Annotated in this window: 18 protein-coding genes and 2 tRNA genes; 7 read left to right on the top strand and 13 right to left on the bottom strand. The window is 61.0% G+C overall.

Features of this window, described 5'->3' with window-relative positions:
• Positions 1 to 161: 161 nt before the first annotated feature.
• The 8 genes from mltB to GWQ29_RS08710 all read right to left on the bottom strand — a co-directional run bounded on the left by mltB (position 162) and on the right by GWQ29_RS08710 (position 9,041).
• Positions 162 to 1,250 carry a lytic murein transglycosylase B gene (gene mltB, locus GWQ29_RS08675; RefSeq protein WP_275919225.1) on the bottom strand — a complete coding sequence of 363 codons (1,089 nt, stop codon included), beginning with the start codon at positions 1,248 to 1,250 and terminating at the stop codon, positions 162 to 164.
• A 149-nt stretch (positions 1,251 to 1,399) separates the two neighbouring features.
• Positions 1,400 to 2,005 carry a CDP-alcohol phosphatidyltransferase family protein gene (locus GWQ29_RS08680; RefSeq protein WP_005309725.1) on the bottom strand — a complete coding sequence of 202 codons (606 nt, stop codon included), beginning with the start codon at positions 2,003 to 2,005 and terminating at the stop codon, positions 1,400 to 1,402.
• A gap of 36 nt (positions 2,006 to 2,041) precedes the next feature.
• The gene (locus GWQ29_RS08685) at positions 2,042 to 2,689 is read right to left on the bottom strand and encodes an ATP-binding cassette domain-containing protein (RefSeq protein ID WP_275919226.1); all 648 of its coding nucleotides are present in this window, start codon (positions 2,687 to 2,689) and stop codon (positions 2,042 to 2,044) included.
• 16 nt (positions 2,690 to 2,705) lie between these two features.
• A complete protein-coding gene (locus tag GWQ29_RS08690) occupies positions 2,706 to 4,388 on the bottom strand; it encodes an ABC transporter permease (protein WP_275919227.1) in 1,683 nt (560 codons plus the stop codon).
• On the bottom strand, positions 4,388 to 5,572 hold the full coding sequence (locus GWQ29_RS08695) for an ABC transporter substrate-binding protein (RefSeq protein WP_275908593.1): 1,185 nt from the start codon (positions 5,570 to 5,572) through the stop codon (positions 4,388 to 4,390). Before GWQ29_RS08695 ends, GWQ29_RS08690 begins: the two co-directional genes overlap by 1 nt.
• Positions 5,573 to 5,594: 22 nt before the next feature.
• A complete protein-coding gene (locus GWQ29_RS08700; RefSeq protein ID WP_275919228.1) occupies positions 5,595 to 7,760 on the bottom strand; it encodes a bifunctional TVP38/TMEM64 family protein/FAD-dependent oxidoreductase in 2,166 nt (721 codons plus the stop codon).
• Entirely contained in the window at positions 7,760 to 8,353 is a 594-nt protein-coding gene (locus GWQ29_RS08705; protein ID WP_275919229.1) for a carboxymuconolactone decarboxylase family protein, read from the bottom strand. The genes GWQ29_RS08700 and GWQ29_RS08705 overlap by 1 nt, the downstream gene beginning before the upstream one ends.
• Complete coding sequence (locus GWQ29_RS08710) at positions 8,343 to 9,041, bottom strand: DUF1499 domain-containing protein (RefSeq protein WP_125596402.1); 699 nt, start codon at positions 9,039 to 9,041, stop codon at positions 8,343 to 8,345. The genes GWQ29_RS08705 and GWQ29_RS08710 overlap by 11 nt, the downstream gene beginning before the upstream one ends.
• Positions 9,042 to 9,092: 51 nt before the next feature.
• Here GWQ29_RS08710 and GWQ29_RS08715 point away from each other — a divergent pair, with 51 nt between their 5' ends.
• Positions 9,093 to 9,653 (top strand): peptide-methionine (S)-S-oxide reductase, encoded by a 561-nt coding sequence (locus GWQ29_RS08715; RefSeq protein ID WP_275919230.1) that lies wholly within the window; start codon positions 9,093 to 9,095, stop codon positions 9,651 to 9,653.
• Positions 9,654 to 9,672: 19 nt separating this feature from the next.
• On the opposite strand, the gene GWQ29_RS08720 is transcribed toward GWQ29_RS08715, so the two are convergent.
• Positions 9,673 to 9,951, bottom strand: a complete 279-nt coding sequence (locus tag GWQ29_RS08720; RefSeq protein WP_005309750.1) for a peptidylprolyl isomerase — start codon at positions 9,949 to 9,951, stop codon at positions 9,673 to 9,675.
• A 78-nt stretch (positions 9,952 to 10,029) separates the two neighbouring features.
• On the bottom strand, positions 10,030 to 10,404 hold the full coding sequence (locus GWQ29_RS08725; RefSeq protein WP_275919231.1) for a hypothetical protein: 375 nt from the start codon (positions 10,402 to 10,404) through the stop codon (positions 10,030 to 10,032).
• A gap of 14 nt (positions 10,405 to 10,418) precedes the next feature.
• Between GWQ29_RS08725 and GWQ29_RS08730 the strand changes: the two genes are divergently transcribed.
• The 3 genes from GWQ29_RS08730 to GWQ29_RS08740 all read left to right on the top strand — a co-directional run bounded on the left by GWQ29_RS08730 (position 10,419) and on the right by GWQ29_RS08740 (position 16,634).
• A complete protein-coding gene (locus GWQ29_RS08730) occupies positions 10,419 to 10,712 on the top strand; it encodes a hypothetical protein (protein WP_275919232.1) in 294 nt (97 codons plus the stop codon).
• Positions 10,713 to 10,981: 269 nt separating this feature from the next.
• Positions 10,982 to 12,757, top strand: coding sequence for an autotransporter assembly complex family protein (locus GWQ29_RS08735; protein WP_275919233.1), 1,776 nt, complete (start codon positions 10,982 to 10,984; stop codon positions 12,755 to 12,757).
• A 61-nt stretch (positions 12,758 to 12,818) separates the two neighbouring features.
• Entirely contained in the window at positions 12,819 to 16,634 is a 3,816-nt protein-coding gene (locus GWQ29_RS08740) for a translocation/assembly module TamB domain-containing protein (protein ID WP_275919234.1), read from the top strand.
• Positions 16,635 to 16,761: 127 nt separating this feature from the next.
• Here GWQ29_RS08740 and GWQ29_RS08745 read toward each other — a convergent pair.
• Positions 16,762 to 16,846 (bottom strand) — tRNA-Tyr (locus GWQ29_RS08745).
• Positions 16,847 to 16,900: 54 nt separating this feature from the next.
• A tRNA-Tyr gene (locus GWQ29_RS08750) sits at positions 16,901 to 16,985 on the bottom strand.
• 125 nt (positions 16,986 to 17,110) lie between these two features.
• On the opposite strand from GWQ29_RS08750, the gene GWQ29_RS08755 reads away from it, so the two are divergent.
• Positions 17,111 to 17,620: a VC2046/SO_2500 family protein gene (locus GWQ29_RS08755; protein ID WP_275919235.1), complete on the top strand. Its 510-nt coding sequence runs from the start codon at positions 17,111 to 17,113 to the stop codon at positions 17,618 to 17,620.
• Positions 17,621 to 17,721: 101 nt separating this feature from the next.
• Here GWQ29_RS08755 and raiA read toward each other — a convergent pair whose 3' ends face one another.
• A complete protein-coding gene (gene raiA / locus GWQ29_RS08760) occupies positions 17,722 to 18,060 on the bottom strand; it encodes a ribosome-associated translation inhibitor RaiA (protein ID WP_005309768.1) in 339 nt (112 codons plus the stop codon).
• Positions 18,061 to 18,430: 370 nt separating this feature from the next.
• Between raiA and GWQ29_RS08765 the strand changes: the two genes are divergently transcribed.
• Both GWQ29_RS08765 and GWQ29_RS08770 read left to right on the top strand, forming a co-directional pair.
• Complete coding sequence (locus tag GWQ29_RS08765; RefSeq protein ID WP_275919236.1) at positions 18,431 to 20,929, top strand: EAL domain-containing protein; 2,499 nt, start codon at positions 18,431 to 18,433, stop codon at positions 20,927 to 20,929.
• A 103-nt stretch (positions 20,930 to 21,032) separates the two neighbouring features.
• The gene (locus GWQ29_RS08770; protein WP_275919317.1) at positions 21,033 to 22,949 is read left to right on the top strand and encodes a transglycosylase SLT domain-containing protein; all 1,917 of its coding nucleotides are present in this window, start codon (positions 21,033 to 21,035) and stop codon (positions 22,947 to 22,949) included.
• Positions 22,950 to 23,061: the final 112 nt, after the last annotated feature.

The following is a 23,061-nucleotide window of genomic DNA, read 5'->3' on the forward strand; positions in this document are numbered from 1 at the left end:
AGTTTGTGCTGCCGGCACGAAGGGAACGAAGTTACCCCCGCTGCGTGAAGCCAAGGCCACAGAAATACAGTGTAAAAAAAGCCAATAAAAACAATGCCAGTCAGGCTTAACTGACTGGCATTAGGCCCGTTGGGCCCGTTTTTATTGGCAAGCAGCCTGACTCAGTAACCGCCTCTGGCAGCTTTTACCGCCAGCCCCAGCTGCCACACCGCCATGGCGTAGTGGGTGCTGTGGTTGTAGCGGGTGATAGTGTAGAAGTTCGGCAGGCCGTACCAGTATTGATAGCCGGTGCCGACATCCAGGCGCAGCAGGCTTGCTTCGCTGTGGTTGCCAAGGTTGCTGATGGGATTCAGACCGGCGCGGTGCAAGGTGGTGATCGGGTAACGGGTCTGGAATCCATGCTCATAGCCGGGCAGCTGGCCCTGACCACGCACCGCTACCGGTTGACCCTGCTCCCAGCCATGCGCCTTGAAGTAGTTGGCCACGCTGCCGATGGCATCCACCGGATCCCACAAGTTGGTGTGGCCATTGCCGTCAAAGTCCACCGCGTAGCGCTGGAAGCTCGATGGCATGAACTGGCCATACCCCATGGCGCCGGCGTAGGAGCCCTTGGGTTCAGTGGGGTCCATCCCCTCATCCCGGGTCATCACCAGGAAGGCCTCCAGTTCGCCGGTGAAGAATTCGGCGCGGCGCGGATAGTCGAAGGCCAGGGTCGCCAGCGCATCCAGAATACGGGTCTTGCCCATTACCCGACCCCAGCGGGTCTCCACGCCTATGATGCCGACGATGATTTCGGGCGGTACCCCATACTCCTGCTCGGCACGGTTGAGCTCGCTCTCGTACTCACGCCAGAAGTTGACGCCATTTTGCACGTTGTCCGGCGTGATGAACTTGGCGCGGTAGCGATTCCAGGCGCCGGTCGGTCCGATTGGCTTGGTGGTGGTGGGTGCCTGGGCATCCATCAGCCGTATTATCCAGTCATAACGCTGGGCCTGGGCCAGCAGTCGATGCAGCTCGACGCTGTCAAAACCGTGCTTCTCGACCATGCGTTGGACGAAGCTGTCCACGTTGTTGCGATTGGCGAAGTCTCCCTTGCTAACCCCTTGGCTGTAAGCAGATTTTATTTGTGGCGTCTGATTGATGAAGGCACTTTTGAACGGCTTGGCCACAGGTTTGGGGGCAGGCGTGCTGCTGCAACCGTAGAGCAGGGGAAACAGGGAAAGAGTGAGCACGGAGACAAGGCGACGCATAAGGTTCTCATGAGCCTGAAAAAGAGTGTCGACATGGTAAAACATTGTCATCCATGCGCAAGTGCTCAGTGCATGGATGACGGCTCAAACTCGTGGCCTGTCGATGGGCTGGTGCGCTCCGCGCCGCTATGCCCTCAGCCCGAATAACGTTACTCGCCAAGGGTATGGTAACCGCTCCAGAGCCGGGTCAGGGTGGTGACAAGACAGAGCAGGGCAAAGCCGTAGGCCAGGGTGGCAAACCCGGCAGGCCAGAGGCACATCAGCACGAACAGGGTTATGGTCTCGCTCCCCTCCGTCAGGCCCCCGAGATAATAGAGGGACTTGTGGTGATAGACGGGATTTTCAATCCCCCGCTTGCCCGCCATGATGGCAAAGGCCAGAAAGCTCGACCCCGTGCCCATGAAAGCGAACAGCAGGGTGGCGGCGGGCAGGGCGTTGGCGGGGGCGCTCAGGGCAAACCCCAGCACTACGGCGGCGTAGAAGATGAAATCGAGGGTGATGTCCAGAAAGCCGCCGCAATCCGTGATCTTCGTCTCTCGCGCCACAGCGCCATCGAGCCCGTCCAGCAGCCGGTTGAACAAGATGACGAGCAGCGCCCAGGAATAGAGCTCCAGGGCCAGCAGTGGCAGTGCCAGCATGCCGATGGCAAAGCCGGTCAGGCTTATCTGGTTGGCGCTGATCCCGGCTCGGCAGAGGGGTTTGGCCAGCCGGGTGAGGGGACTGCGAATAAGGGGAATAAGGTGGCGATCAAACAAGATGAGTCTCCTTCGCGATCAATCAGCCGCGATCAATCAGCATAGTGGGGTGAGGTGCGGGGTGAGGTGAAGGATAGCGCCGGGGGCATCTTCCTCGTCATGGGTCACCAGAATGGCAGGGATGCTCAAGGCTGTGAGTCGCTCGAACACCAGGGTGCTGAAGGCGGCGCGCAGCGGCTTGTCGAGGCGGGAAAAGGGCTCGTCCAGCAACAGGGCCCTGGGTTCTGCCAGCAAAGCCCGCAGCAGACTGACCCGAGCCCTCTGGCCGCCGGAGAGTGCTCCCGGCAGCTTGTCGGCCTGATCGACCAGCGCTACTTCTGCCAGCGTGTCCAACGCCTTTGCCCGTCTGGCCGCCGCGCCCTTGAGGGTGGCAGGCATGCCGAACATCAGGTTTTCAGCCACCGTCAGATGGGCAAACAGCAGGTCATCCTGAAACAGCATGCCGATACGCCGTGTCTGGGGGGGCAGTGAGGTGAGCAGCCGTTCACCCAGCCGTATATCCCCTTCCAGCCGGATCGGCCCCCTGGGCGGCAAGACGCCCGCCAGCGCCCCCAGCAGCGAGCTCTTGCCACAGCCACTGGGGCCCATCAGAGTCAGCACCTCACCGGGAGCAACCTGTAGCGCAGGCAGCGACAGCAGCAGGTTCTCATCGAGGTAGAGATGAAGTGGGGTTGTGCTTAGCATCGGCAGCTTCTCGTGTTCATCGGGCGTCCTTGAGCGCAGGGTTGAGCCGGGCTGGCAGCCAGAGTGCCAGCAGATAGATGACAAGGGGCAGCAGCAGTTGCAGCAGGCCGTAGAGGCCAGCCAGCCGCCGGTTGAGGCCGCTGCCAATGGCCACCGCCTCGGTAGTGATGGTGACGACTCTGCCTGCGCCAAACAGCAGGGTCGGCAGGTATTGGGCCAGACTCACCGCTGCCCCCACCGCAAAAGCAAAGAGCAGCGGACGTGCCAGCAATGGCCCTTTCACCCGCCACCAGACGCGCCAGGGGCGGGCCCCCAGGGTGAGCGCGGCCTGAGTGATGCGCGGGTCGAACTGGCGATAGGGCCCCTGCAGGCAGAGATAGACATAGGGGAAGACAAACAGCAGCTGGCTCCAGAGCACCCAGTCCCACCCAATCCCGCCCCCCAGCCAGTCAAGCCCCAGCCGGATGCCAAACAGCAGGCTGGCCTGGGGCAGCAGCAGGGGTAAACAGATGAGCCAGAGGGGCCAGGGCCGACGGCCTTGCTGGGCCTCCAGACTCAATACCGCCATCACCAGCGCCAGCAGCCCGCTCGCCAGTGCCAGCAGAGCACTCGTTACAAGCAGGGGCATCAGGCCGGGCAGGAGTGCATGCCAATGGTGGCCGCTCCACTGACCAGGCAGCAGGTCGGGAAAGGACCAGCGGCGGGTCAGCGACCAGATCACCAAGGCTGCCAGCACCGCCAGATTGATGGCCATCAGGGTAAAGGTTGTGATGCAGGTCAATCTGGCTGTCAGCGGATTTGGCACGGCGCGCCGGCCATCGAGCCAGGCGTGCTTGCCGACAGTCGTGTGGCCCCACTCCAGCAGCCGCAAACCGGCGAGCAGCAGCAGGTTGATGGCGAGCAGCAAGAGGGCGCCGCTGGCGGTGGCGCCGCGCCAGCCAAGGTCTGGATCCTGATACCAGAGCCAGAGCCGCACGGCCAGCGGGGCAGGGGCATCGGGTCCCAGCAGCAGTGCGAGATCCACCACGGCCACTCCGTACGCGGCCACCGCATAGAGGGGCAGGCGTAGAGCGGGCCAGAGCGCAGGCAACAACAGGCGCCACCAGATCTGCGGGGCACTGAAACCCAGGCTGGCGCCAAGCCACTGCTGGCGGGCCAGCTTGGCGGGTTCTTGCGCTGCCAGTGCCATCAGCAGCAGGAAAGGGGTCTCTTTGAGGATCAGCGCCAGGATAAGACCGAGCCCGACCGGGTCTTTGATGGTCTGCCAGTCCGGGGGCAGCTCAAAACCGGTCAAGGAGGGAGAGACGAGCCGCAACAACCAGCCGGAGGGGGCGAGCAGGAAAGCAAAACCGATGGCAAAGGCGACGTGGGGCAGCGCCAGCAGGGGGGAGAGCAGACGGCGCAGCAGCCGAAAGCTGCGGCTCTCTTCCCCGTTCTTGACGCTGTACGCCAGCAGTAGTGCGGTCAACAGCAGACTGCCCAGGGTGGAGGCAGCCGCAATCCAGAAGCTCAAGGCTGCCGAGTGCCAGAGCCCGGGCTGGGCCAGCAGGCGCTGAATATGCGGGCTGAGTGTCCCCTGTGTCACCAGCAGCCACAGCCCTCCCAGCAGGGGGGCGGCCAGCAGGAGGGCGCAGAGGAGGGTAAACATGGGGCGCCAGCCGAGGGTGCGGCGGATGGCGTTGCCGAGTCCTGCCGTCATCAGTGACCGTAACGCTCGGCCCAGGCCGCTTCGAGCTTGGTCTGCCAGCTGGGATGGGGTTCAGCCACCGCCTTGAAGCGCAGGGCTGGTACCTGTTTGGTGGTCGCTGGCAAGGCGTCGCTGCGCAGCACGCTGGGATCTCCCCAAAAGGCGGGCTCGGCCTTGCGGGCCTGGGCTGCCGGGCTCAGCAGAAAGTTGGCTACCACCTTGGCACCCGCGCGGGCGTTGGCGTTGAACGGGATGGCGAGAAAATGGCTGTTGGTGAGCGCCCCTTTCTCCATGGCCACGGCCACCACGCTGGGGGGCAGGGCGCCGTTTTGCACCGCACTCTGCGCTTCTTGCGGGTTGAAGCTGATGGCCATGGCCAGCTCACCGTCATCCAGCAACTGGCGAGTCTCGGCGGCGCCGGTGGGGAACAGCTTGCCCTTGCGCCAGAGCACCGGGTGCAGTTCATCGAGCCAGACCCAGAGCGGCGCTGTGAGTCTGGCAAAATCGGCATCGGTTGCCTCCCGATAGAGTGGGTCAGGAGCCGGGGTCAGCTCCAGCAATATCTGTTTGAGAAAGCTGGAGCCATGAAACTGGGGCGGCTTGGGATAGCTGAAACGACCGGGATGGGCCTTGGCCCAGGCGAGCAGCGCCTCTGCGGAGCGGGGGGGATTGCTCACCTCGTCCCTGTTCACCATCAGGTTGAGCTGGCCTATGCCCCAAGGCGCTTCCAGTCCCTCTACCGGTACCGTGAAGTCCTCATTCACCGGCAGGCTCTTGTCCACCAGGGCCAGGTTGGGCAGCTCATGGCTGAAGGGGGTACCCAACAGCCCCTGCTCCTTGAGCGCCTTGAAATTCTCGCCGTTGACCCAGAGCAGATCGATGGGGCCGCCCGTAGTTTTGCCAGCCTGTTTGTTGGCCAGCAGCTGGCTGACGCTCTGGGCTATGTCATCCACTTTCACCTGCACCAGCTTGACCTGATACTGACGCTCAAGCTCCTGCCCCGCCCACACCAGATAGGTGTTGATCTCCGGGCTGCCGCCCCAGGCGTTGAAGTAGACGGTCTGGCCCTTCGCCTGATCAAGGGTCTGCTGCCAACGGGATCCCTCGTCGGCAGTGTCATCGGCAAAGAGTGTGCCGCTTGCCAGCAGGGGCAGGGCGCACAACAGGGATTTGAGCAAAGGCAGGGTCTTGAACATGGGCGTTACCTTGGGCAAAGGGTCAGGCGCCGCGGCGCCAGTGGTGATAACGGGCCAGCAGGGCCAGCACCCGAGTGGGCTGATGGGCCCGTTTCCATTCACCGGCCACGTACTTGTTCCCCTCCATCAGGGTGGGATAGGCGTGGATGGTGGCGAGTATCTTGCCAAGCCCCAGTTGGTGGCGCATGGCGAGCACGAATTCGGCGAGCCGCTCACCGGCGTGAGTGCCCACTATGGTGGCGCCGAGGATCTTGTCGTTGCCGGGCATCGTCAGCACCTCGATAAAGCCATGGCGCTCCCCATCGGCAATGGCGCGATCCAGCTCCCCTAGCGCGAAGCGGGTCACCTCGAAGGGGATTCCTTGAGCCATGGCCTCCTTGCGGTTGAGACCCACCCTGGCAATTTCCGGGCTGGTGTAGGTCGCCGCGGGGATCACCCTGTAATCCGCCTTGAAGCGCTTGAACTGGCCGAACAGGGCATTGACGGCGGCATACCAGGCCTGATGGGCGGCAAAGTGAGTGAACTGGTAGGGTCCTGCCACGTCCCCCACCGCCAGTATGCTGGGGTAGTTGGTGGCGAGAAAACCATCGACAGCAATAGTGCCGCGTGGCGCCAGCTCGACCCCCAGCGTTTCGAGGCCGAAGCCGCTTACATTTGCAATCCGTCCCAGTGCCAGCAGCAGTTGATCCCCTTCAACCATCAGGCGTTGATCGCCCCGACACAGGTGGAGCCGGATGGGGAGGTGTTCCCCTTGCTCACTCCCTTCTTGCGGCAAATAATCGACCCGCTCGGCACGCCAGCTGGTGAGCAGGGTGACGCCGTCCGCCGCCATCTGGTGCTGCACGGCATCGGCTACGTCGCGCTCTTCACGAGGCAGCAGCTGATCGGCCAGCTCCACTTGGGTGACCGGAATGCCAAGCAGGGCGAAGCTCTGGGCCAGCTCGCAGCCAATGGGGCCGCCACCAAGCACCAGCAGGCGGCGGGGCGGGGTGCGCAGCTGCCAGACGGTATCCGAGGTGAGATAAGGCGTGTCGGCCAATCCGGGCAGATCCGGCACCAGGGGGCTTGCCCCGGTGGCGATCACGATATGGCGGCTGGTGAGGCGCTGGCCATTCACCTCCACCTCCCAGGGAGAGGCCAGTTTTGCTTCGCCCTCGATGCACTCCACGCCTAGGCCCTGATAGCGTGCCACCGAGTCGTGGGGCTCGACCTCCTTGATCACCTGTGCCACCCGCGCCATCACGGCGGCAAAATCGGCGCGGGCCTGACTCGGGCTAAAACCCAGTTCCCCGGCCCTGCGCTGCTCCGCGGCAAAGCGGCTACTTCGGATCAGTGCCTTGGAGGGAACGCAGCCGGTATTGAGGCAGTCCCCGCCCATCCTGTGCTTCTCGATGAGCGCCACCTTGGCCTTCACCGCCGCGGCAATGTAGCTGGTCACCAGACCACCGGCGCCGGCACCTATCACCAGCAGGTTGTAGTCATAGCGGCTTGGCTTTTGATAGGGGGCATGGAGGCGACGCAGGGCCAGCCATGTCATCGCCCTCTTCATCAGAAAGGGCATCAATCCCAGCAGGGTCAGCGCCACCATCAGGCCGGGGGAGAGAATATTCCCCGTGCTGGTTAATTGGCCAAGCTCGCTCCCTGCCAGCACATAGACGAAGGTGCCGGGCAGCATGCCAAGCTGGCTCACCCAGTAGTAGGTACTGACTCTGATGGGGGTGAGCCCCATCAACAGATTGACCAGAAAGAAGGGGAAGAGCGGGATGAGGCGCAGGCTCAGCAGGTAGGCGGCGCCGTCTTTTGCCATGCCGGCCTGAAACGTGGCCAGCTTGTCGCCAAAGTGCCTGAGTACCCAGTCGCGCAGCAGAAAGCGGGCGCTGAGAAAAGCCAGTGTGGCCCCGAACGTACTGGCAAAGGAGACCAGCAGCAGCCCCCAGCCAATATCGAATACAGCGCTGCCCCCCAGGGTCAGCAGGCTGGCGCCGGGCAGTGAGAGGGCGGTACTGATCACATAGATAGCCACAAACAGCAGGCAGGCGGCGACAAAATGGGTGTTGACCAGTTGTGCCAGTGCATCCTGGTGGGCCTGCAACTGGGACAGGCTCAGGTAGCGGCCGAGATCGAGGGCGAAAAAGGCGCCAATCAGGCATCCCATCACCAGCAGGAGCAGCAGGCGGGCGCGTTTCATCAGGCGTCCTTGCCGGGTTGCTGTTCTGGGGCTGCCACGGGGCGCTCAGGTTGCACCGGCAACTGGCAGAAGCCCTGGGGGGCAATATCGAGGGCCGCATTGAACTTGGCTGACATGTTCTGGAAGGCGACAAGACCGGTCAGCTCCACCATGGCATCGTCATCGAACCAGGGCTTGAGGCGAGCCGCCTGCTCGTCGCTCACCCCATCGAGCCCTGTCATGGCTTCGGTGTAGTCGAGCACCGCCTTTTCCCGTTCATCGAACAGGGGGCTGATGCGCCAGTGGGCCAGCGCCTCCACCTTGTCGCTGGAGCCCGCTCGCTTGATGAGGGTCATTGCGTTGATGTCGACGCAGAAACGGCACCAGTTGAGCTGGGAGACCCTGACCGTCACCAGGGAGCGCAGCACGGGATCGATGGGAGAGCGCTTGCGGTTGATGACACCATACAGGGTGGCCACGGCAGCAAACAGCCGTGGTGAGCGGCCCCAGCATTTGCCCGGGATCAGCACCTGACCGTAGTTGCGTTTTTGCAGCCAGAAGAAGGGGCGGATAAACCAGGCATATTCCCGGTCCGGTTTGACCTCAACGCGCATACTGATCCTCTTCAATTTTCTTCATCTTGGGTTTATAGGCGCCGCCTAACCGTTCGTTGAGCAGATCCAGAAATGCATGGATCCGTGCCCGATTCGCCCCCAGATCGCTGCGCCCCTGACGGGAGGCAGAGCGCATGTCGACTCGGGTCTCCTTGGGACCCGCGAAGACCCTCAAGGCCACGTCATCCTGAAAGCCGAACCAGCGAGAGGTGACGACGGCATCAATGCCGGTTGGGCTCGGTCGTTGCTGCCAGCCGAGCTCTTCCATCAGCTCGCTCGCCTCCGTGATCACCTCGACCGGGGAGGCTCTGGTATAGAGAGGACCGGGATTTTTCTCAAATACTTGCAAGGGGGCCGGATTTATCGGCAGATCCTGCGGGCTTCTCAGTTCGGCAGCCCAGGCAAGGGCGGGGGGATGATAGGGATCCGTGCTGACATCGTTGGTCAGCGGCATGCGCAGTGCTTGCACCACAAACAGCAGGGGCAGCAACAGGGGAACTATGCCCCACAGGCTTGGCACCTTGTGCCGGCTCCAGGGCAGGCGCAGCAAGAGACCAAGGGCGATCAGGGCGCTGACGAGACAGAGGGCGAAGCCTGCCCACCAGGGCCAGAGATGCATGCGACTGCCGAGGGCGCCAGCCAAGGGCAGCATCCAGGCCAGCAGTGGCCACCACAAATAACTGGGCATAACGGGGATCCACTGGTTATGATGGACATGTGCCCAGAAGGATAAACTTAATTGACTGATAACGTTAGTAAATTTATCTCAATCCTGCTGCTTTTCCAAAGCACACCGCTCTGGGCGGACACGGCTGTCATGGCGGCAGGGGACATGTGGCGCGCCGAGATCATATATGAAGCCGTGCCCGGCGTGACCCGGGTCGAGCCCGGTTATGTCACGCCCGAGCTGAAAGGAAAGCCGGAGGCTGAAAAGAGGGCGCTGCGGCGTCAGGCGGTACGCATCGAATACGATCCGGCTTTGGTGGGATATGGGGATCTGCTCAACATTTTCTGGCAACTGGTGGATGGCAATGATGGGGGCGGACAATATTGCAACCGTGGTCAGGCATTCGCCCCAGCGCTGTTGCCAAGGGATGATTTTCAATGGCGTCTGGCTGACATCAGCCTGACCCGCTGGCAGGCCCTGCATGGTCGGGCTAGCCGGGTATCGCTCTGGCCGGACAGCCGGTTCACGCCGGCACCCGAGATGGATAACTGGGCACAACGCCATCCTTGGCGCTTTGGCTTCTATGCCCGCCGGTGCGGCGGTTGGCCCCTGGTCTTGTCACCCGAGCTCTGAGCCATCAGTTTACGAGCGCTCAGTTGCGGTATAGCACCTTGATGAGGTGAAAGCCGAACTTGGTGCGCACAGGCCCTAGTACGGTCAGCAGTTCACCCTTGAACACGGCATCGTCAAACGGCTTGACCATGTCACCCTTCGAAAATTCCCCCAGATCCCCCGAGCGCTTGGATGAGGCGCAGGTGGAGAAGCGCTTGGCCATCTGGCCAAAGTCGGCTCCCTTGGCAAGTTTCTCCTTGATCTCCAGACACTGCTTCTCGGTCTTGACCAGGATGTGCTGGGCACAGGCTTTCTTCATTCGGGTGCTCCTCGGCGGATGGCAAATCGGGGCGCAAGATTACCCCAATTCATCGCACACGTCAGCCGGACTCTGGTATTAGCCACGCATGTGAGCCGTCAGATGTGCCCTTGGGCGTGATTGCCACAGTATCTCCAGGCCCAGCAGGGCATGCAGGCTCCAGATGGCCAAGGGGTTGAGCCAGTTGCCACCCAGTTGCAGGGTGGCCAGCGCACTGCCCGCCAGCAGCAGGGTGACACCCGGCAGGCGCCAGTGTGCCGGCAGCGGTGCCAGCATGGCTAGCCCCAGCAAAATGGCGAGCCCGAACGGCAGATTGAGCGCGGTAAAGGCCAGCGCCTGCTGGCCGTTCATGCCCGTCAGCAAGGCCAGCATGGCGCTGCAACAGGCGAGAAAAGTGATGAACTCGAGACGATCGGCAATATAGTCAGCCATCTGTTCGCTACGTGCATGCATGATGTGTCCCCTCAATGAATAACGCCAAGGCTGGCGAAGATGATGTGCGTCCCTTTGTTGATAGACCCAGTGTGGTGGAGGGAGAAGCAAGGTGGCAGCGGGATAAATCGATTGAGGTGAACGAGGCTTTGATTATTGTTACTCAACCAATTGATTTATATCGTCTAAATAGACATGCCTTCAAGGGAGGGGGACGCCAGGGCCAGTGTTTGGGGGCAGGCCATGAGGGCGGTGATGTCATTTTGACCGTTTGCCGACAATGTATGTCGCATCATCCGGAGCGCCTTGAGAGTGGGCCCCTGGCGTGAGTCGCCGTCGTTGAGGCGGTACTTCATGGCCTGACGGGCGAGGAATTCCCCTTTTTACCCCCAATGGCGCAGGTCAGTGTGGCCGGCGCGGGGGTAAAGGGGGTCACCCGGTCGGCAAAGGCTTCAATAATATGGTGAATTTCAATGCCACCCCGCTCTGATGTTGGGCTGGGGATATGCTAGGATGAGGCGCGCTTGCCATCGAGTGAGCCTCATTATCGTTCTGAATACTGCATTATTTTAATCATGTTCTTCGGGGAAATTGACGTTTGACAGGATGCAATCCGCCCCTGCCAGCAGGGATCTCACCGCCCGGACGGGCGTTCCGTCGCGGGCTTCGCGCACTTGGCCTGAGCCTCTGTCTGCTGCTGGTTGTCACGCCCGCCATGGCGGCCAAGCTCACCTATCAGATCAAGGGTCTGAGAGGGGATAACAAGAGCAACGTTGAAGCCTACCTCAATGCCCTGCCTGTCTATCAGGAACGCCAGTTCCGCCCCGCGCGCGCCAAGATCACCGAGAGCGTGCAAAAAGCCTTGCAGGTCTATGGCTACTATCAGCCCAAGATCATCCTGAGTCGCGACAAGCAGGCTCCCTCCAAGGTGGTGATAGAGGTGGATCCGGGCAAGCCTGTCATCATCTCTCGCCTCGATATTTTGCTGGAAGGGGACGCGGGCAGCGACGAGGTTTACAGTGAGCTGCTGGACAAGCTGCCCTTGAAAGAGGGCGATGCCCTCAACCACGGCAAGTACGAATCCATCAAGGCGGATCTGGGCAACCTGGGGCTGGCCCGGGGTTATTTCGATGCCAAGATCAGCAAGAGCCAGGTCAAGGTGTTCCCGGATCAGGGCACGGCCGAAATCTTCATCCTGTTCCGCTCCGGCCCCCGCTATCACTTTGGCGAGATCCACTACGACGCCACACCGGAGGCGCTGCGCCTCATTCGACCGCTCATCAACATCAAGCGTGGCGACCCTTATCTGGCGATCCGGATGGCCGAGATGTCGCAGGATGTCTCCTCCACCAAGCTGTTCAAGCAGGTGGATATCAAGCCCATGATCAGTCAGGCCGAGGGCAACCGTGTACCTGTGCAGGTCACCTTGTCCAACCGGGTTGACCACGAGATTGAGACGGGGGTCGGCTTTGCCACCGACGTGGGCCCGCGCATGAGTGCTACCTGGGAGAAGCCCTGGGTCAACCGCTATGGTCACCGTCTCAACGCGACAGCCAATGTCTCCGCCCCTCAGGCCGATCTCAGCTTCGATTACCAGATCCCGGTGGGCAACCCGCTGCGGGATTACTACTCCCTGCAAACCGGTTATCGCTATACCAACAACAACGACACCCGCTCCGATCTCGCCACCTTCAGCGTCCACCGCTGGACGCGGCGTCCGGAGACATGGGACCGCGATGTCTTCATCCGGCTTGAAAACGAAAGCTATGTGCAGGGCAAGGATGAAGGGAACAGCTTGCTGCTGATCCCCGGCGTCTCCTGGTCGCGGCTGCGGGTGCGCGGTGGTCTGGTACCGGACTGGGGCGATCGCCAGCAACTGACCCTGGAGTTTTCCGACCCTTACTGGGGATCGGATATCAGCTTCATGCGGGTGTGGGGCCGCAGCAAGTGGCTGCGCACTCTGGGGGATGATCACCGCTTCCTGCTGCGGGCCGAGCAGGGCGCCATCATTGGGGACAGCTTCTCGCTGGTACCCCCTTCCTTACGCTTCTTTACCGGGGGCGATCAGACGGTACGTGGCTACGGCTATGAGACCATCTCGCCGCGAGACAGTGATGGCAAGTTGTTGGGGGGGCGCTACGTGAGCGCCGCCAGTGCCGAATACAACTACCGGTTCAGCGACAAGTGGCTAGGTGCCCTGTTCGTGGATGGCGGCACGGCAACCGAGGATTACAGCGAAGCCTGGAAGATAGGGACAGGTGTCGGCGTGCGCTGGGTGACCCCCATAGGTCAGGTCAGGCTCGATCTGGCGGTGGGCATTTCCGAGGAAGACAAGCCGCTGCGGCTGCATTTCGCGCTGGGGCCTGAATTATGATTTCGTTTGAACGCACGTTTCTTTGGCCGCTGCGGCTGCATGTTTCGCGGGGGTCTGCACTGTGATCTGGGTAAAACGCATTTTTCTCTGGCTGATGGGGCTGGTCTTCTTGCTGCTCATCGGCGTCAGCCTGCTGGGGTTCACCCACCAGGGCAACAAGTGGCTGTGGTTGCAGGCCAGGGCTGCGCTGCCTTCCCTCAAGGGGGAGCTGGTGGCTGGCCAACTGGGCTACGGCTGGACCCTGGAAGGGGTCGGCTGGCAGGATGAACTGGTGGATGTCACTGTGGATCGGGCCGTGCTGGACTGGGATCTGGGCAAGCTGCTGCAGGGCAAGCTCTGGATAAAATCCCTGTCGGTCACCCATCCCGTGGTGAAGGTTGCCGAGTCTGAACCGACACCGGAAACGCCATCGGAGCCTTTTGTCTGGCGGCCCTTGCCGCTGAAAATCCAGATCGACAGCCTCAAGGTGGCAGATCTGGATCTGGCGGTACCCGGGGTCGCGGTAACCCTCACGTCGCTGGATATCGGTGCCTCCCTCAGTCGCAAGGGGCTCATAGTGCGTGGGCCCGTGCTCGATGGTCTGAGTGTGATCCTGGCCGAGACACCGCCTGCCAATGCAGCCAAGCCAGCTGCCGACAAGGCTGCCAGGGAGAAAGCGATCAAAGACAAGGCGACTGCAGATAAGGCTGCCACCCAACCCATGCTGAGCGCCAAGGCGCAGCAGGCGGGCAAGGGCAAGGCAGAGCAGACAGCACCCATAACCTTGCCTGCCATTCACTTGCCATTCCCGATCCAGCTGGAAGGCTTGCACGCCACCAAGCTGCACTACCAGCAAGGGGAGCTGATCGAAGGGCTCGATTTTCTGCGGTTGTCGGCCACGGCAAAAGAGGAGCGCATCGAGGTGCGCGAGCTCTCCCTGCGCCATGCCATGGCGGATCTGGCGCTCAAGGGCCATGTCCGGCTGACCGAGGATTATCCGCTGACGTTGACCCTGGATGCCAAAGCCCGCAAGGGGTTGCTGGATGGTGAACTGAAAGGGGAGCAGGCGACCCTGACCCTGGGTGGCTCAGTGGGCAAGCTGGCGCTGGCGCTGCAAGCCAAGGGGCCTGTGGCCGCCAACCTCAAAGGGTCATTGGCCCCCCTCAACCCTGACTTGCCGTTTGACCTGGCGCTGGAGTGGAAGCGCCTCGGCTGGCCCCTGCACACCGTCACCAAACAAGCAGCCAAGGACGAGCCCGGCTATCAGCTGGACAAGGGCAGCCTGACCGCCAAGGGCAAGCTCTCTGCCTACCAATTTGCCTTGAATACCGCCGGCAAGGGCACGGATGTGCCCCCCTTCAAGCTGGCGCTGACGGGCAAGGGGGATCTGGAACAACTCAACCAGATAAACCTGCTGCTCAACGCCCTGAAGGGGGAGCTCAAGCTCGATGGCAAGCTGGCCTGGAACAAGGGGGTTCGCTGGCAGGGCACCACCGAATTCAAGGAGATCAATCCCGCCGAACTGGTGCCTGAACTCAAGGGCAAGCTGGCGGGCAAGATAGTCAGCCGTTTCGAGCTGAGCGAGGCGGGTCACTGGCAGTTGCAACTGCCCGAGCTGAAAGTCGAGGGAAAGCTTAATCAGTATCCGCTCGCTATCCAGGGCGAGCTCAGCGGCAACGACAAGATGGAGTGGCAGATCCCGGCTCTGGCGCTGCAAAGCGGTCCCAACCGGTTGCAGGCCAAGGGCAGCCTCAGCCAGCAGGCGTGGCGACTGGATGCGGATCTCGATGCCCCCAATCTGACGGGGCTCTACCCTGGCCTGAAAGGGGACATAAAGGGACAGGTGCGTCTGACCGGTAATCAGAAAGCGCCGCGGGTCACCACTGAACTGGTCTCCAGCCGTCTCTATTATGCGGGCACGGATCTGAAAGGGATCGCCATCAAGGGCAATGCCCTGGTCGGTGACAAGCCGGCCGGTGAACTGGCGCTGACGGTGGCGAGTCTGGTGCAGGGAAAAACCACCCTCAGTCAGCTGGCCCTGACGCTCAGTGGCGACCTCAACCAACATGTGCTGAGTCTGACCATGAAGGGCGATCCGGTTGCAGCCAACCTCAACCTGAGCGGCGGGCTGCGCGGAGATCGCTGGCGTGGTGCCTTGTCGGAGCTCAAGCTGAAGACGCCGTTGCGGCGCTGGGAGTTGACCGACCCCTGGGCCCTTGATCTCGATCTGCCACGCCAGCGGCTGACCATGGGTGATCTCTGCCTGACCTCCCAAGGGGCCAGCTTCTGCGTCAAGGGGAGCCAGGTCTCGGCCCAGCAAGGAAGCCTGGAGTTTGCCCTAAGCGAGTTTGACCTCAAGCGCCTGCGTCCCTGGCTGCCGGAAAACTTCCGCTGGCAGGCGGTGCTCTCTGCGGATGGTCGCGCCAGCTGGCGTGGCAATCAGCCGACACTGCATGCCAATGTACGCACCACACCGGGTACCTTCGTGGCTGACGGGCTCAAGACCGATTATCAGCGCCTCGAACTGGGGGTGGACTTTGAACGCCAGCAGGCGGCGATCCGGCTCGACTTCGTCTCCAAACAGATAGGTCATATCGATACCGATCTGCTGATCAAGGATCCGGCCGGTCGTGGCACTCTATCGGGCCAGCTCAAGTTTGATGACCTCAAGCTGACGACGTTTGCACCCCTCATTCCCGAGGTGCGCTCCCTGCAGGGGGTCATCTCGGCCGATGCCCGCTTCGATGGCACACTGGCGTCCCCTCTGCTGTTCGGTCAGCTCAACCTGCTCGATGGAGAGGTGCAGACCCACTCCGACATGGTGACCCTCTCCAAGTTGGTGACCCACCTCAAGATAGAAGGCAACCGGGCCGAGCTTGACGGTACCATGCTGGTGGGCAAGGGCCCGCTGGCGCTGGGTGGCTGGCTGAGCTGGGCCAGCATGCCGGTGACCGGCAGTCTCACCATTCAGGGCAAGGAGCTGGAAGCCCAGTATCCGGGCATGGGACGGGTACGGCTCTCCCCCGACATCGCCATCTCGCTGGGAGAGGAGACCCAGGTCAGTGGTCAGGTCGATATTCCCTGGGCGCGGATCCTGGTCAAGAGCCTGCCAGAGAGTGCTGTCTCTGTCTCAGACGATGTGACCGTGATCTATGACGACCTGCCGCCTGTGCCCAAGGCGGCGCCGCTGCCGATGGCCATCAAGCTGGCCATTCGGCTCGGGGATGACGTTCGGCTCGATGCCATGGGGCTCAAGACCCGGGTGGGCGGCGGCATCAATATCAGCCAGCAGCCTTCCCGGCCACTGGCGGGCAATGGTCAGCTGGTGCTCAACGATGGTCGCTTCAGGGCTTATGGCCAGAACCTCATCATCAAGGATGGCCGCATCCTCTTCTCCGGCCCGCTCGATCGGCCCTTCCTCAACATAGAGGCCTATCGGGATCCGGATACCATAGAGGACAAGGTGACGGTCGGGGTACGGGTGACCGGGCCGGCGAGCAAGCCCAAGATCACCGTCTATTCCGAGCCGCAGATGGCACAATCCGAACAGCTCTCCTATCTGCTGCGAGGCAAGGGCCTGCAGACCAGTGGTGAAGATGGCGGTTTCAACGGCCTGCTGGTGGCCGGTGCCGTCAGCCAGGCCAATGGCGTGGTCTCCAGCCTGGGGGAATCCCTCGGCATGAGCGATGTGGCGCTCGATACCGCCGGCAGTGGCAACAACACTCAGGTGACCCTGTCGGCCTATCTGTTGCCCGGTTTGCAGTTCCAGTACGGGGTCGGTGTGTTCAGCCCCATCGCCGAGTTCAAACTGCGTTACGAGCTGATGCCCAGGCTCTATCTACAGGCCATGAGCGGCGTCGCCCAGGCGGTGGACATCTTCTACCGCTTCACCCTGTAGGGCTGGGGGATGCAAAACGGGAGGCCTTGGCCTCCCGTTTTCATGGGGGCAGTGTGAGGGTGGGTCACACGACATCCTGATGGCCAGAAATGCGAAAACCCGGCGCCAGGCCGGGTTTTCTGAAGAGTGGTGGAGGGAGAAGGATTCGAACCTTCGAAGGCAGAGCCGTCAGATTTACAGTCTGATCCCTTTGGCCGCTCGGGAACCCCTCCACGGGGTATTGCATACTTTTATTGGCCTGACTTGCGTACTGGCTGCACTTGAAATGGTGGAGGGAGAAGGATTCGAACCTTCGAAGGCAGAGCCGTCAGATTTACAGTCTGATCCCTTTGGCCACTCGGGAACCCCTCCACAAGTGCGAGGCGCATACTAACAGATCTTCTGTCGTTGTGAACCCCTTGGCAGGATTTTTCCTGCTCAAAGGATCCGATTTGCGGCCGATAAGCAATGAAACCACTATTTCCAAGAGTTATCTCATGTTACCCAGCGCGATTCGTGATCAGCTGTTGGTTGACGAGGCCCAGCTGGGGCAGCGTCTCAACCGTGATCTCCAGCATGGAGACAGGGCCGACTTTCGTCTGCACCTGGCCCTGCTGACCGATGCTGTGGAAGAGCAGCCCTGGTTCGATCCGGTGCGGGTTTCCAAGCCAGATACCCTGGTCTGGCGCAGCCATTTTGAACTACCGGCCGTGACCCCCTTGCAAGGAGGCGAGGATGATGGGGGATCTGCGCACCTCAATGAGCGGTTGCAGCAGGGGGGATCCATGGTGGATGTGAGGCTTTGGCTGGCGCTGCGATCACCACCTTTGCTCGGCCCGCAAGCTGCGCTGGATCCTGCCGTCTATGACAACCTCTCGCCCCTGGGTCGCGAGCGCTGGCAGCACAAGCTGGCGGATCAACCAAGGCGTGACGATCCCTTGCTCATGTTGCCAGTCCTCAATGCACTGCAAGAAGGGGTGGATACGCGCTTGCACTGGTTAAGTTGAGGACAGCGGCACAAGCATGAAGGGGGTCGTACAACAGTCAGCATGCAAAAAGGCGGGAAGATCCCGCCTTTGAATTCAAATTGGTGTGATGTGATTGCGGATTATGCGTCGGCTTCGTCCGGCTGGGGAATTTCCTTGGCACTGGCCGCCGCACGACGGGCAATGGGTTTTTCGATGTGACGGGTGAGCTGACGCTCCAGCTTTTGCCCCAGTTCAGTGATGGCGGCGTAGAGATCCTCGTGTTCTGCCTGGGCAAACAGTTTGCCGTTGGGGATGCCAGCAGTGGCTTCAATGATGAACATCAGACGCTCTTTGGAGACAATCACATGAGGTGTGATGAGAGGCACCTGAAGACGTTCGAGCTTTTCAAAGCGGGATTCAATGCGCTCGCGGATAGCCGGGGTAATGTCGATGATTTTGCTGGTAATTTCGATTTTCATATTGGCCCCCTTCGGGTCGTCTTGCTTGTGTCTTCACCTTCAGATTACTCATGGGGGAATAATGAAATGTGATCTGGGTCACGAAATGAGCCCTTTACTATCACGGGACATATAAATTGTGATCTTTTCCCGTTCTGCACCAAAAAGCGCTTGAGCTCCATGAAACAGGCAGGCAGTATGGGAAAACTTGGATCGTTTCTGTCCCTTCTTGGCAGCGCCGCATGTCGACCTCATGTCCGGTTTCCACCGCTTAGTCTCGCATCTTTCGCACTTCCCGCCGCACCTCGTCATCCGTAGTGCGACCTGTGAATGTGGGCGCTATCAAGTTATTCGGGCATTGAACGTGGTTGTTGTGGTGTTGGAGTAGTACATGAAACAGCAGGCCACTCAAATGATGTGGTTTTATGATCGACAACAGGAGCAGTGGAGCCTGTCCGATCATGCCTCTTACCAGCTTTGGCAAGGGGAGGGCGCACACCCCTGGGCCGGTCAGCTGGCTGCAGATGATGAACCCGGATTCTCCGATTTTCTCTCCAGACTCTATCACTCGCACCAACCGGCCCAGTTTATCGGCCATTTGAACGATGAAGAGGGGAGCGTGCGCCATGTGCTCTGGAGCGGTCAGTACATCCCCGCCCAGCAGGTTTGCTGTGGCTGGCTTGCGCCGCTCGATACCACCCGCAGCACCCCCTTGCCTGCCGAGTTATCCCAGCAGCTTCCTCTGTTGCAAGACCCCCTGCTGGCCCAGCTGGCCCAGGCACTTTCCGCCAGAACCGGGCTCGATTTTTTCGATACCCTGGTCAATCAGCTTGCCCATATTCTGGTTGCGGATGCGGTCTGGCTGGCAGAGCGTACCGGCAGCGATCGCCTCAAGGTGCTGGCCTGTCACGGCATCGACCTCAAGGAGTACGAGCTCGCTGGCATGCCCTGTCAGCAGGTTTATCGGCGCGGTGAAGCCTGTGTGGTTACCCTTGAGGCCCATTGTCAGCTCAACCCCCAACTAAAGGCGGGGCAGCGTTATTACGCCCAGCCGCTGTTTGACCGAAATGGCCAGATCCTGGGTCATCTGGCCCTGCTTTTCTCCGGCGAACTTGAGATCCCCAATCTGGGCTCAGTGTTGACCATCTTCTCCGTGCGTATGGTGGCCGAGCTGGAGCGGCTGCAGAGCGACGCCCAGTTGCGGCTCTCTGCGGTGGCGTTTGAAACTCATGAAGGCATCATCATCACGGATCCTGACTTCAAGATCCTGCGGGTCAACCATGCCTTCAGCCAGATCACCGGTTTTGACAGCCAGCGGGTGATAGGTCTGCATCTGGGCAATGAGCTTTGGTCAGGGCTTGATGGCCTTGGCTACGAGCTCAATACCCTCAACCGCTGGCAGGGGGAGACTCAGCGCCTGCACCTCGATGGGCACACCTATCCCCAGTGGGAAATCGTCACGCCTGTGCAGGATGACAAAGGCGTCATCAGCCATTTCGTCATCTGCTTCGAAGACATCTCTGAGCGCAAAGCGGCTGAGCGCCGCATTCAGGATCTTGCCTACTACGACGAGCTGACCGGCCTGCCCAATCGCCGTCAGTTGCACGAAACCCTGGCGCAGGCATTCAGCGAAGCGAGCCGTGACAACCTGATCGGGGCCCTGCTGTTCATCGATCTGGATCACTTCAAGACCATCAACGACTCCCTCGGTCACGCTACCGGCGACTGGTTGCTCAAGGAGGTATCCAGCCGCCTCAAGCGATTGGTGCGTCAGGGGGACTGCCTGGCCAGACTCGGCGGTGACGAGTTCGTGCTGCTGCTGCCCTCCCTCTCGGCCAGCCCGCCTCAAGCGGAGATGCAGGCCGACCTCATCGCCGAGCGGCTCATCAGCGAGATTGCTGCGCCTTACAACCATGGTGTGCAGGTGCTGCACATAGGTGCCAGCGTCGGTATTACCCTCTTTCCTGGGCGTGAGCAGGGGGTGGATGACTTGCTCAAGCAGGCTGATACCGCCATGTATCAGGCCAAGTCGGCGGGCCGCAAGACTCGGCGTTTCTTCGATGCTTCCATGCAGCAACAGGCGGATCGTCGCTTGCTCATTCATAACGAATTGCGCAATGCCTTGAGCCAGCAGGAGCTGACGCTCTATTACCAGCCCCAGCACATGGTGGCGGGAGGCGACATCATAGGCGTTGAGGCGCTGATCCGCTGGCAACCGCCGGGGAGGGCACTGGTCTCACCCGCCGAGTTCATTCCCATCGCCGAGGAGACGGATCTCATCGTCGACATCGGCAACTGGGTGCTGCACGAGGCGTGCGCCCAGTATGTGCTGTGGGAGGAAAACGGCATCCATATCCCCCAGCTGTCGGTCAATGTGAGTGCCAAGCAGTTCCATGCCACCGATTTTGTCGAATGCATTCATGACGTACTGGCGGCGACCGGCATGGACCCCGCCTGCCTGAATCTGGAGATCACCGAGTCGGTGGTGCTGGGGCATGCGGAAGACACCATCAGCAAGATGAGCGAGCTCAAGGCCATTGGCATCAGCTTCGCCATCGATGACTTCGGTGCCGGCTACTCCTCCCTTAGTTACCTGAAACGGCTGCCGGCCGATGAGCTCAAGATCGACCGCTCCTTCATTCAGGACATTCCCAAGGATGGCGACAACATGGCCATCGTCGAGGCGGTCATCGCCATGGCGCGTCACATGGGTTTCAACGTGACGGCAGAGGGGGTGGAATCCCGCCAGCAGCTGGAGTTCCTGCAAGCTCAGGGCTGCCATTTCTATCAGGGCTACCTCGCCTCCAAACCGCTGCCTGTGCCCTATCTGGAGCGCTATGTCCGGCGTCTGACCCACAACGACCATACCTGTGTGGTGGCAGAAAAATAGTATGGTGGGCGAGCTGTAGCCCTTGATGTTAACGGGTAGAATGAGTGGACATGACACCACCGCCAGCGGGCGGTGGCATTGCTGCTCAATGGAGACGTCTTTGGTGAAAGCCGTGCAGGGAATCATATTATCGGCGCTGTTCGTGCCAGGACTTCTGATGCCAGTCGCGGCACAGACAATGGATCAGTCCCTCTATCGTCAGGCTTATGACGCGGTACGTGCCAACGATCAGGCTCGTTTCCAGCAAATTCGTGCCCGTTTGACCCATTATCCGCTGTTGCCCTATCTGGATTATTACCAGTTGGCCTTTCGGCCCGGGGCAGCAGATTATGACAAAGTAACCCGCTTCATTCGCGAACACGGCGATACGCCGCAATCCAATCGCCTGGAGCGCAGCTACCTGACCCATCTGGCCCAGAGCCAGCAGTGGTCTCAGTTCCTGCGCTTCTACCCGGCCAAGCCGAGTTCCACCGATCTGCTCTGCATGCACTATCAGGCCCGCTACTACACGGGACAGCAGACCCAGGCCTTGCAGGAGGCAGGCAAGCTCTGGTTGAGTGGCCAATCCCGTCCCGATGCCTGTACCCCTTTGTTCCAGCTCTGGCAGCAGGCCGGATTGCGCACTCAGGAGAAGGTCTGGACCCGCATGACCTTGGCGTTTGAAGCGGAAAACCCCAACCTGATCCGCCACCTTGGAGCCCAGCTTGGCAGTGGCATGCAGCCTTATGCAGACCAGATGATCGCCTTGTTCGAGCAGCCTGCAAGGGCGATGAATCCGGCTTATTTTTCCACGGCAGCGCCCTCCCGGCGCCTGCTGTCACTGGGACTGGCCCGTTATGCCAATCAGCAGCCCGAATCCGTGTTGCGCCAGCTTGCGCAAGCTCGCTCCCGCTTTGGTTTGACGCCAGCCGAGGTGGCGCCGGTGGAGTGGGCTGTGGCCCGTCGCCTGCTGCTGGATCGATCCATTTCCCAGCGCAGTTGGGTGGATGCCACTGTCGTGCGGCTCGATGATTCGGATCTGCTGGAGCTCAGAGCCCGCCTTGCCATCTGGGAACAGGACTGGCGCGGCCTCTCCGGTTGGGTCAAGCGCATGCCGATGGCCTTGCAGAAAGAGGACCGCTGGCGTTACTGGCTGGCCCGCTCGCTGGAAGTGCAGGGGCAGAAGAAACCGGCGCGGGATCTCTATCTGGAAACTGCCAACTTGCGCGGCTTCTATGGCTTCATGGCGGCTCAGCGTACCGGCGTGCCTTATCGCATCAAGAACCAGAGTACCGGCACCAAGGTGCCTGACTGGCGTACTGCAACTCACCGCTGGCCCTTCCTGCTGCGGGTGCGTGAGCTGCTGGACATGAACGAAATCACGGCGGCGCGCGCTGAGTGGGTCCACAACATGGATCGCAACCCGGTTGCCCAGCGCATCGAGTTCGGTCATATAGCGCTCAATCAGGGCTGGCATGAGCTGGCTATTCTGGCCAGCATCCGCGCCGAAGCCTGGGATGCGATCGAGTTGCGTTTTCCCAAACCCTACAAGCAGACCTTCAGCCAGATGGCGCGGGAGCGCTCGGTCGATATGAGCCTGCTTTATGCGGTGTCGCGCCAGGAGAGCGCCCTCTACCCGCGGGCAGAATCGCCGGTGGGTGCGCGCGGCCTGATGCAGTTGATGCCGGGTACCGCCAAGGAGACAGCCAGCAAGCTGGGGGTGCCTTATCGCAATCCCGAGCAGTTGTTCGAGCCTACCCTCAATGTCAGGTTGGGGAGTGCCTACCTCAAGCGCTTGCTGGATGTGTATGACGGCAACCGTATTCTGGCGACGGCGGCTTACAACGCCGGGCCGGGGAGGGTGAAACGCTGGCGGGAGCAGAGCCGCAATCGGCCAATGGATGTCTGGGTCGAGAGTATCCCCTACAAGGAGACGCGCAACTATGTGCAGAATGTGCTGTCGTTCGATCTCATCTACCAGCACAAGCTGCAACAGCCGCTGCGCTTTATGTCTGAACGCGAGCTGAGTCACGCTTATTGAGACGGCAGCCGCCCTGGCGGCTGCCCAATTCCCTTTCCTTCCCCAAAATGGTTATTATCCCACAAGGTTTTGTTACAAAAGGAAACCTGTCAGGTGATCGCGCGCCACGTCT

Origin of the sequence: Aeromonas sp. 2HA2 (assembly GCF_029237345.1) — a bacterium.
Lineage (GTDB): Bacteria > Pseudomonadota > Gammaproteobacteria > Enterobacterales > Aeromonadaceae > Aeromonas > Aeromonas salmonicida.

What these genes read in the sequence shown, in the direction of transcription:
- GWQ29_RS08725 (WP_275919231.1), bottom strand. Translation starts at nt 10,404, where the DNA reads ATGCATGCACGTAGCGAACAGATGGCTGACTATATTGCCGATCGTCTC.
- GWQ29_RS08705 (WP_275919229.1), bottom strand. Translation starts at nt 8,353, where the DNA reads ATGCGCGTTGAGGTCAAACCGGACCGGGAATATGCCTGGTTTATCCGC.
- GWQ29_RS08765 (WP_275919236.1), top strand. Translation starts at nt 18,431, where the DNA reads ATGAAACAGCAGGCCACTCAAATGATGTGGTTTTATGATCGACAACAG.
- GWQ29_RS08720 (WP_005309750.1), bottom strand. Translation starts at nt 9,951, where the DNA reads ATGAAGAAAGCCTGTGCCCAGCACATCCTGGTCAAGACCGAGAAGCAG.
- mltB (WP_275919225.1), bottom strand. Translation starts at nt 1,250, where the DNA reads ATGCGTCGCCTTGTCTCCGTGCTCACTCTTTCCCTGTTTCCCCTGCTC.
- GWQ29_RS08685 (WP_275919226.1), bottom strand. Translation starts at nt 2,689, where the DNA reads ATGCTAAGCACAACCCCACTTCATCTCTACCTCGATGAGAACCTGCTG.
- GWQ29_RS08690 (WP_275919227.1), bottom strand. Translation starts at nt 4,388, where the DNA reads ATGACGGCAGGACTCGGCAACGCCATCCGCCGCACCCTCGGCTGGCGC.
- GWQ29_RS08700 (WP_275919228.1), bottom strand. Translation starts at nt 7,760, where the DNA reads ATGAAACGCGCCCGCCTGCTGCTCCTGCTGGTGATGGGATGCCTGATT.
- raiA (WP_005309768.1), bottom strand. Translation starts at nt 18,060, where the DNA reads ATGAAAATCGAAATTACCAGCAAAATCATCGACATTACCCCGGCTATC.
- GWQ29_RS08730 (WP_275919232.1), top strand. Translation starts at nt 10,419, where the DNA reads ATGAATAACGCCAAGGCTGGCGAAGATGATGTGCGTCCCTTTGTTGAT.
- GWQ29_RS08695 (WP_275908593.1), bottom strand. Translation starts at nt 5,572, where the DNA reads ATGTTCAAGACCCTGCCTTTGCTCAAATCCCTGTTGTGCGCCCTGCCC.
- GWQ29_RS08755 (WP_275919235.1), top strand. Translation starts at nt 17,111, where the DNA reads ATGTTACCCAGCGCGATTCGTGATCAGCTGTTGGTTGACGAGGCCCAG.
- GWQ29_RS08710 (WP_125596402.1), bottom strand. Translation starts at nt 9,041, where the DNA reads ATGCCCAGTTATTTGTGGTGGCCACTGCTGGCCTGGATGCTGCCCTTG.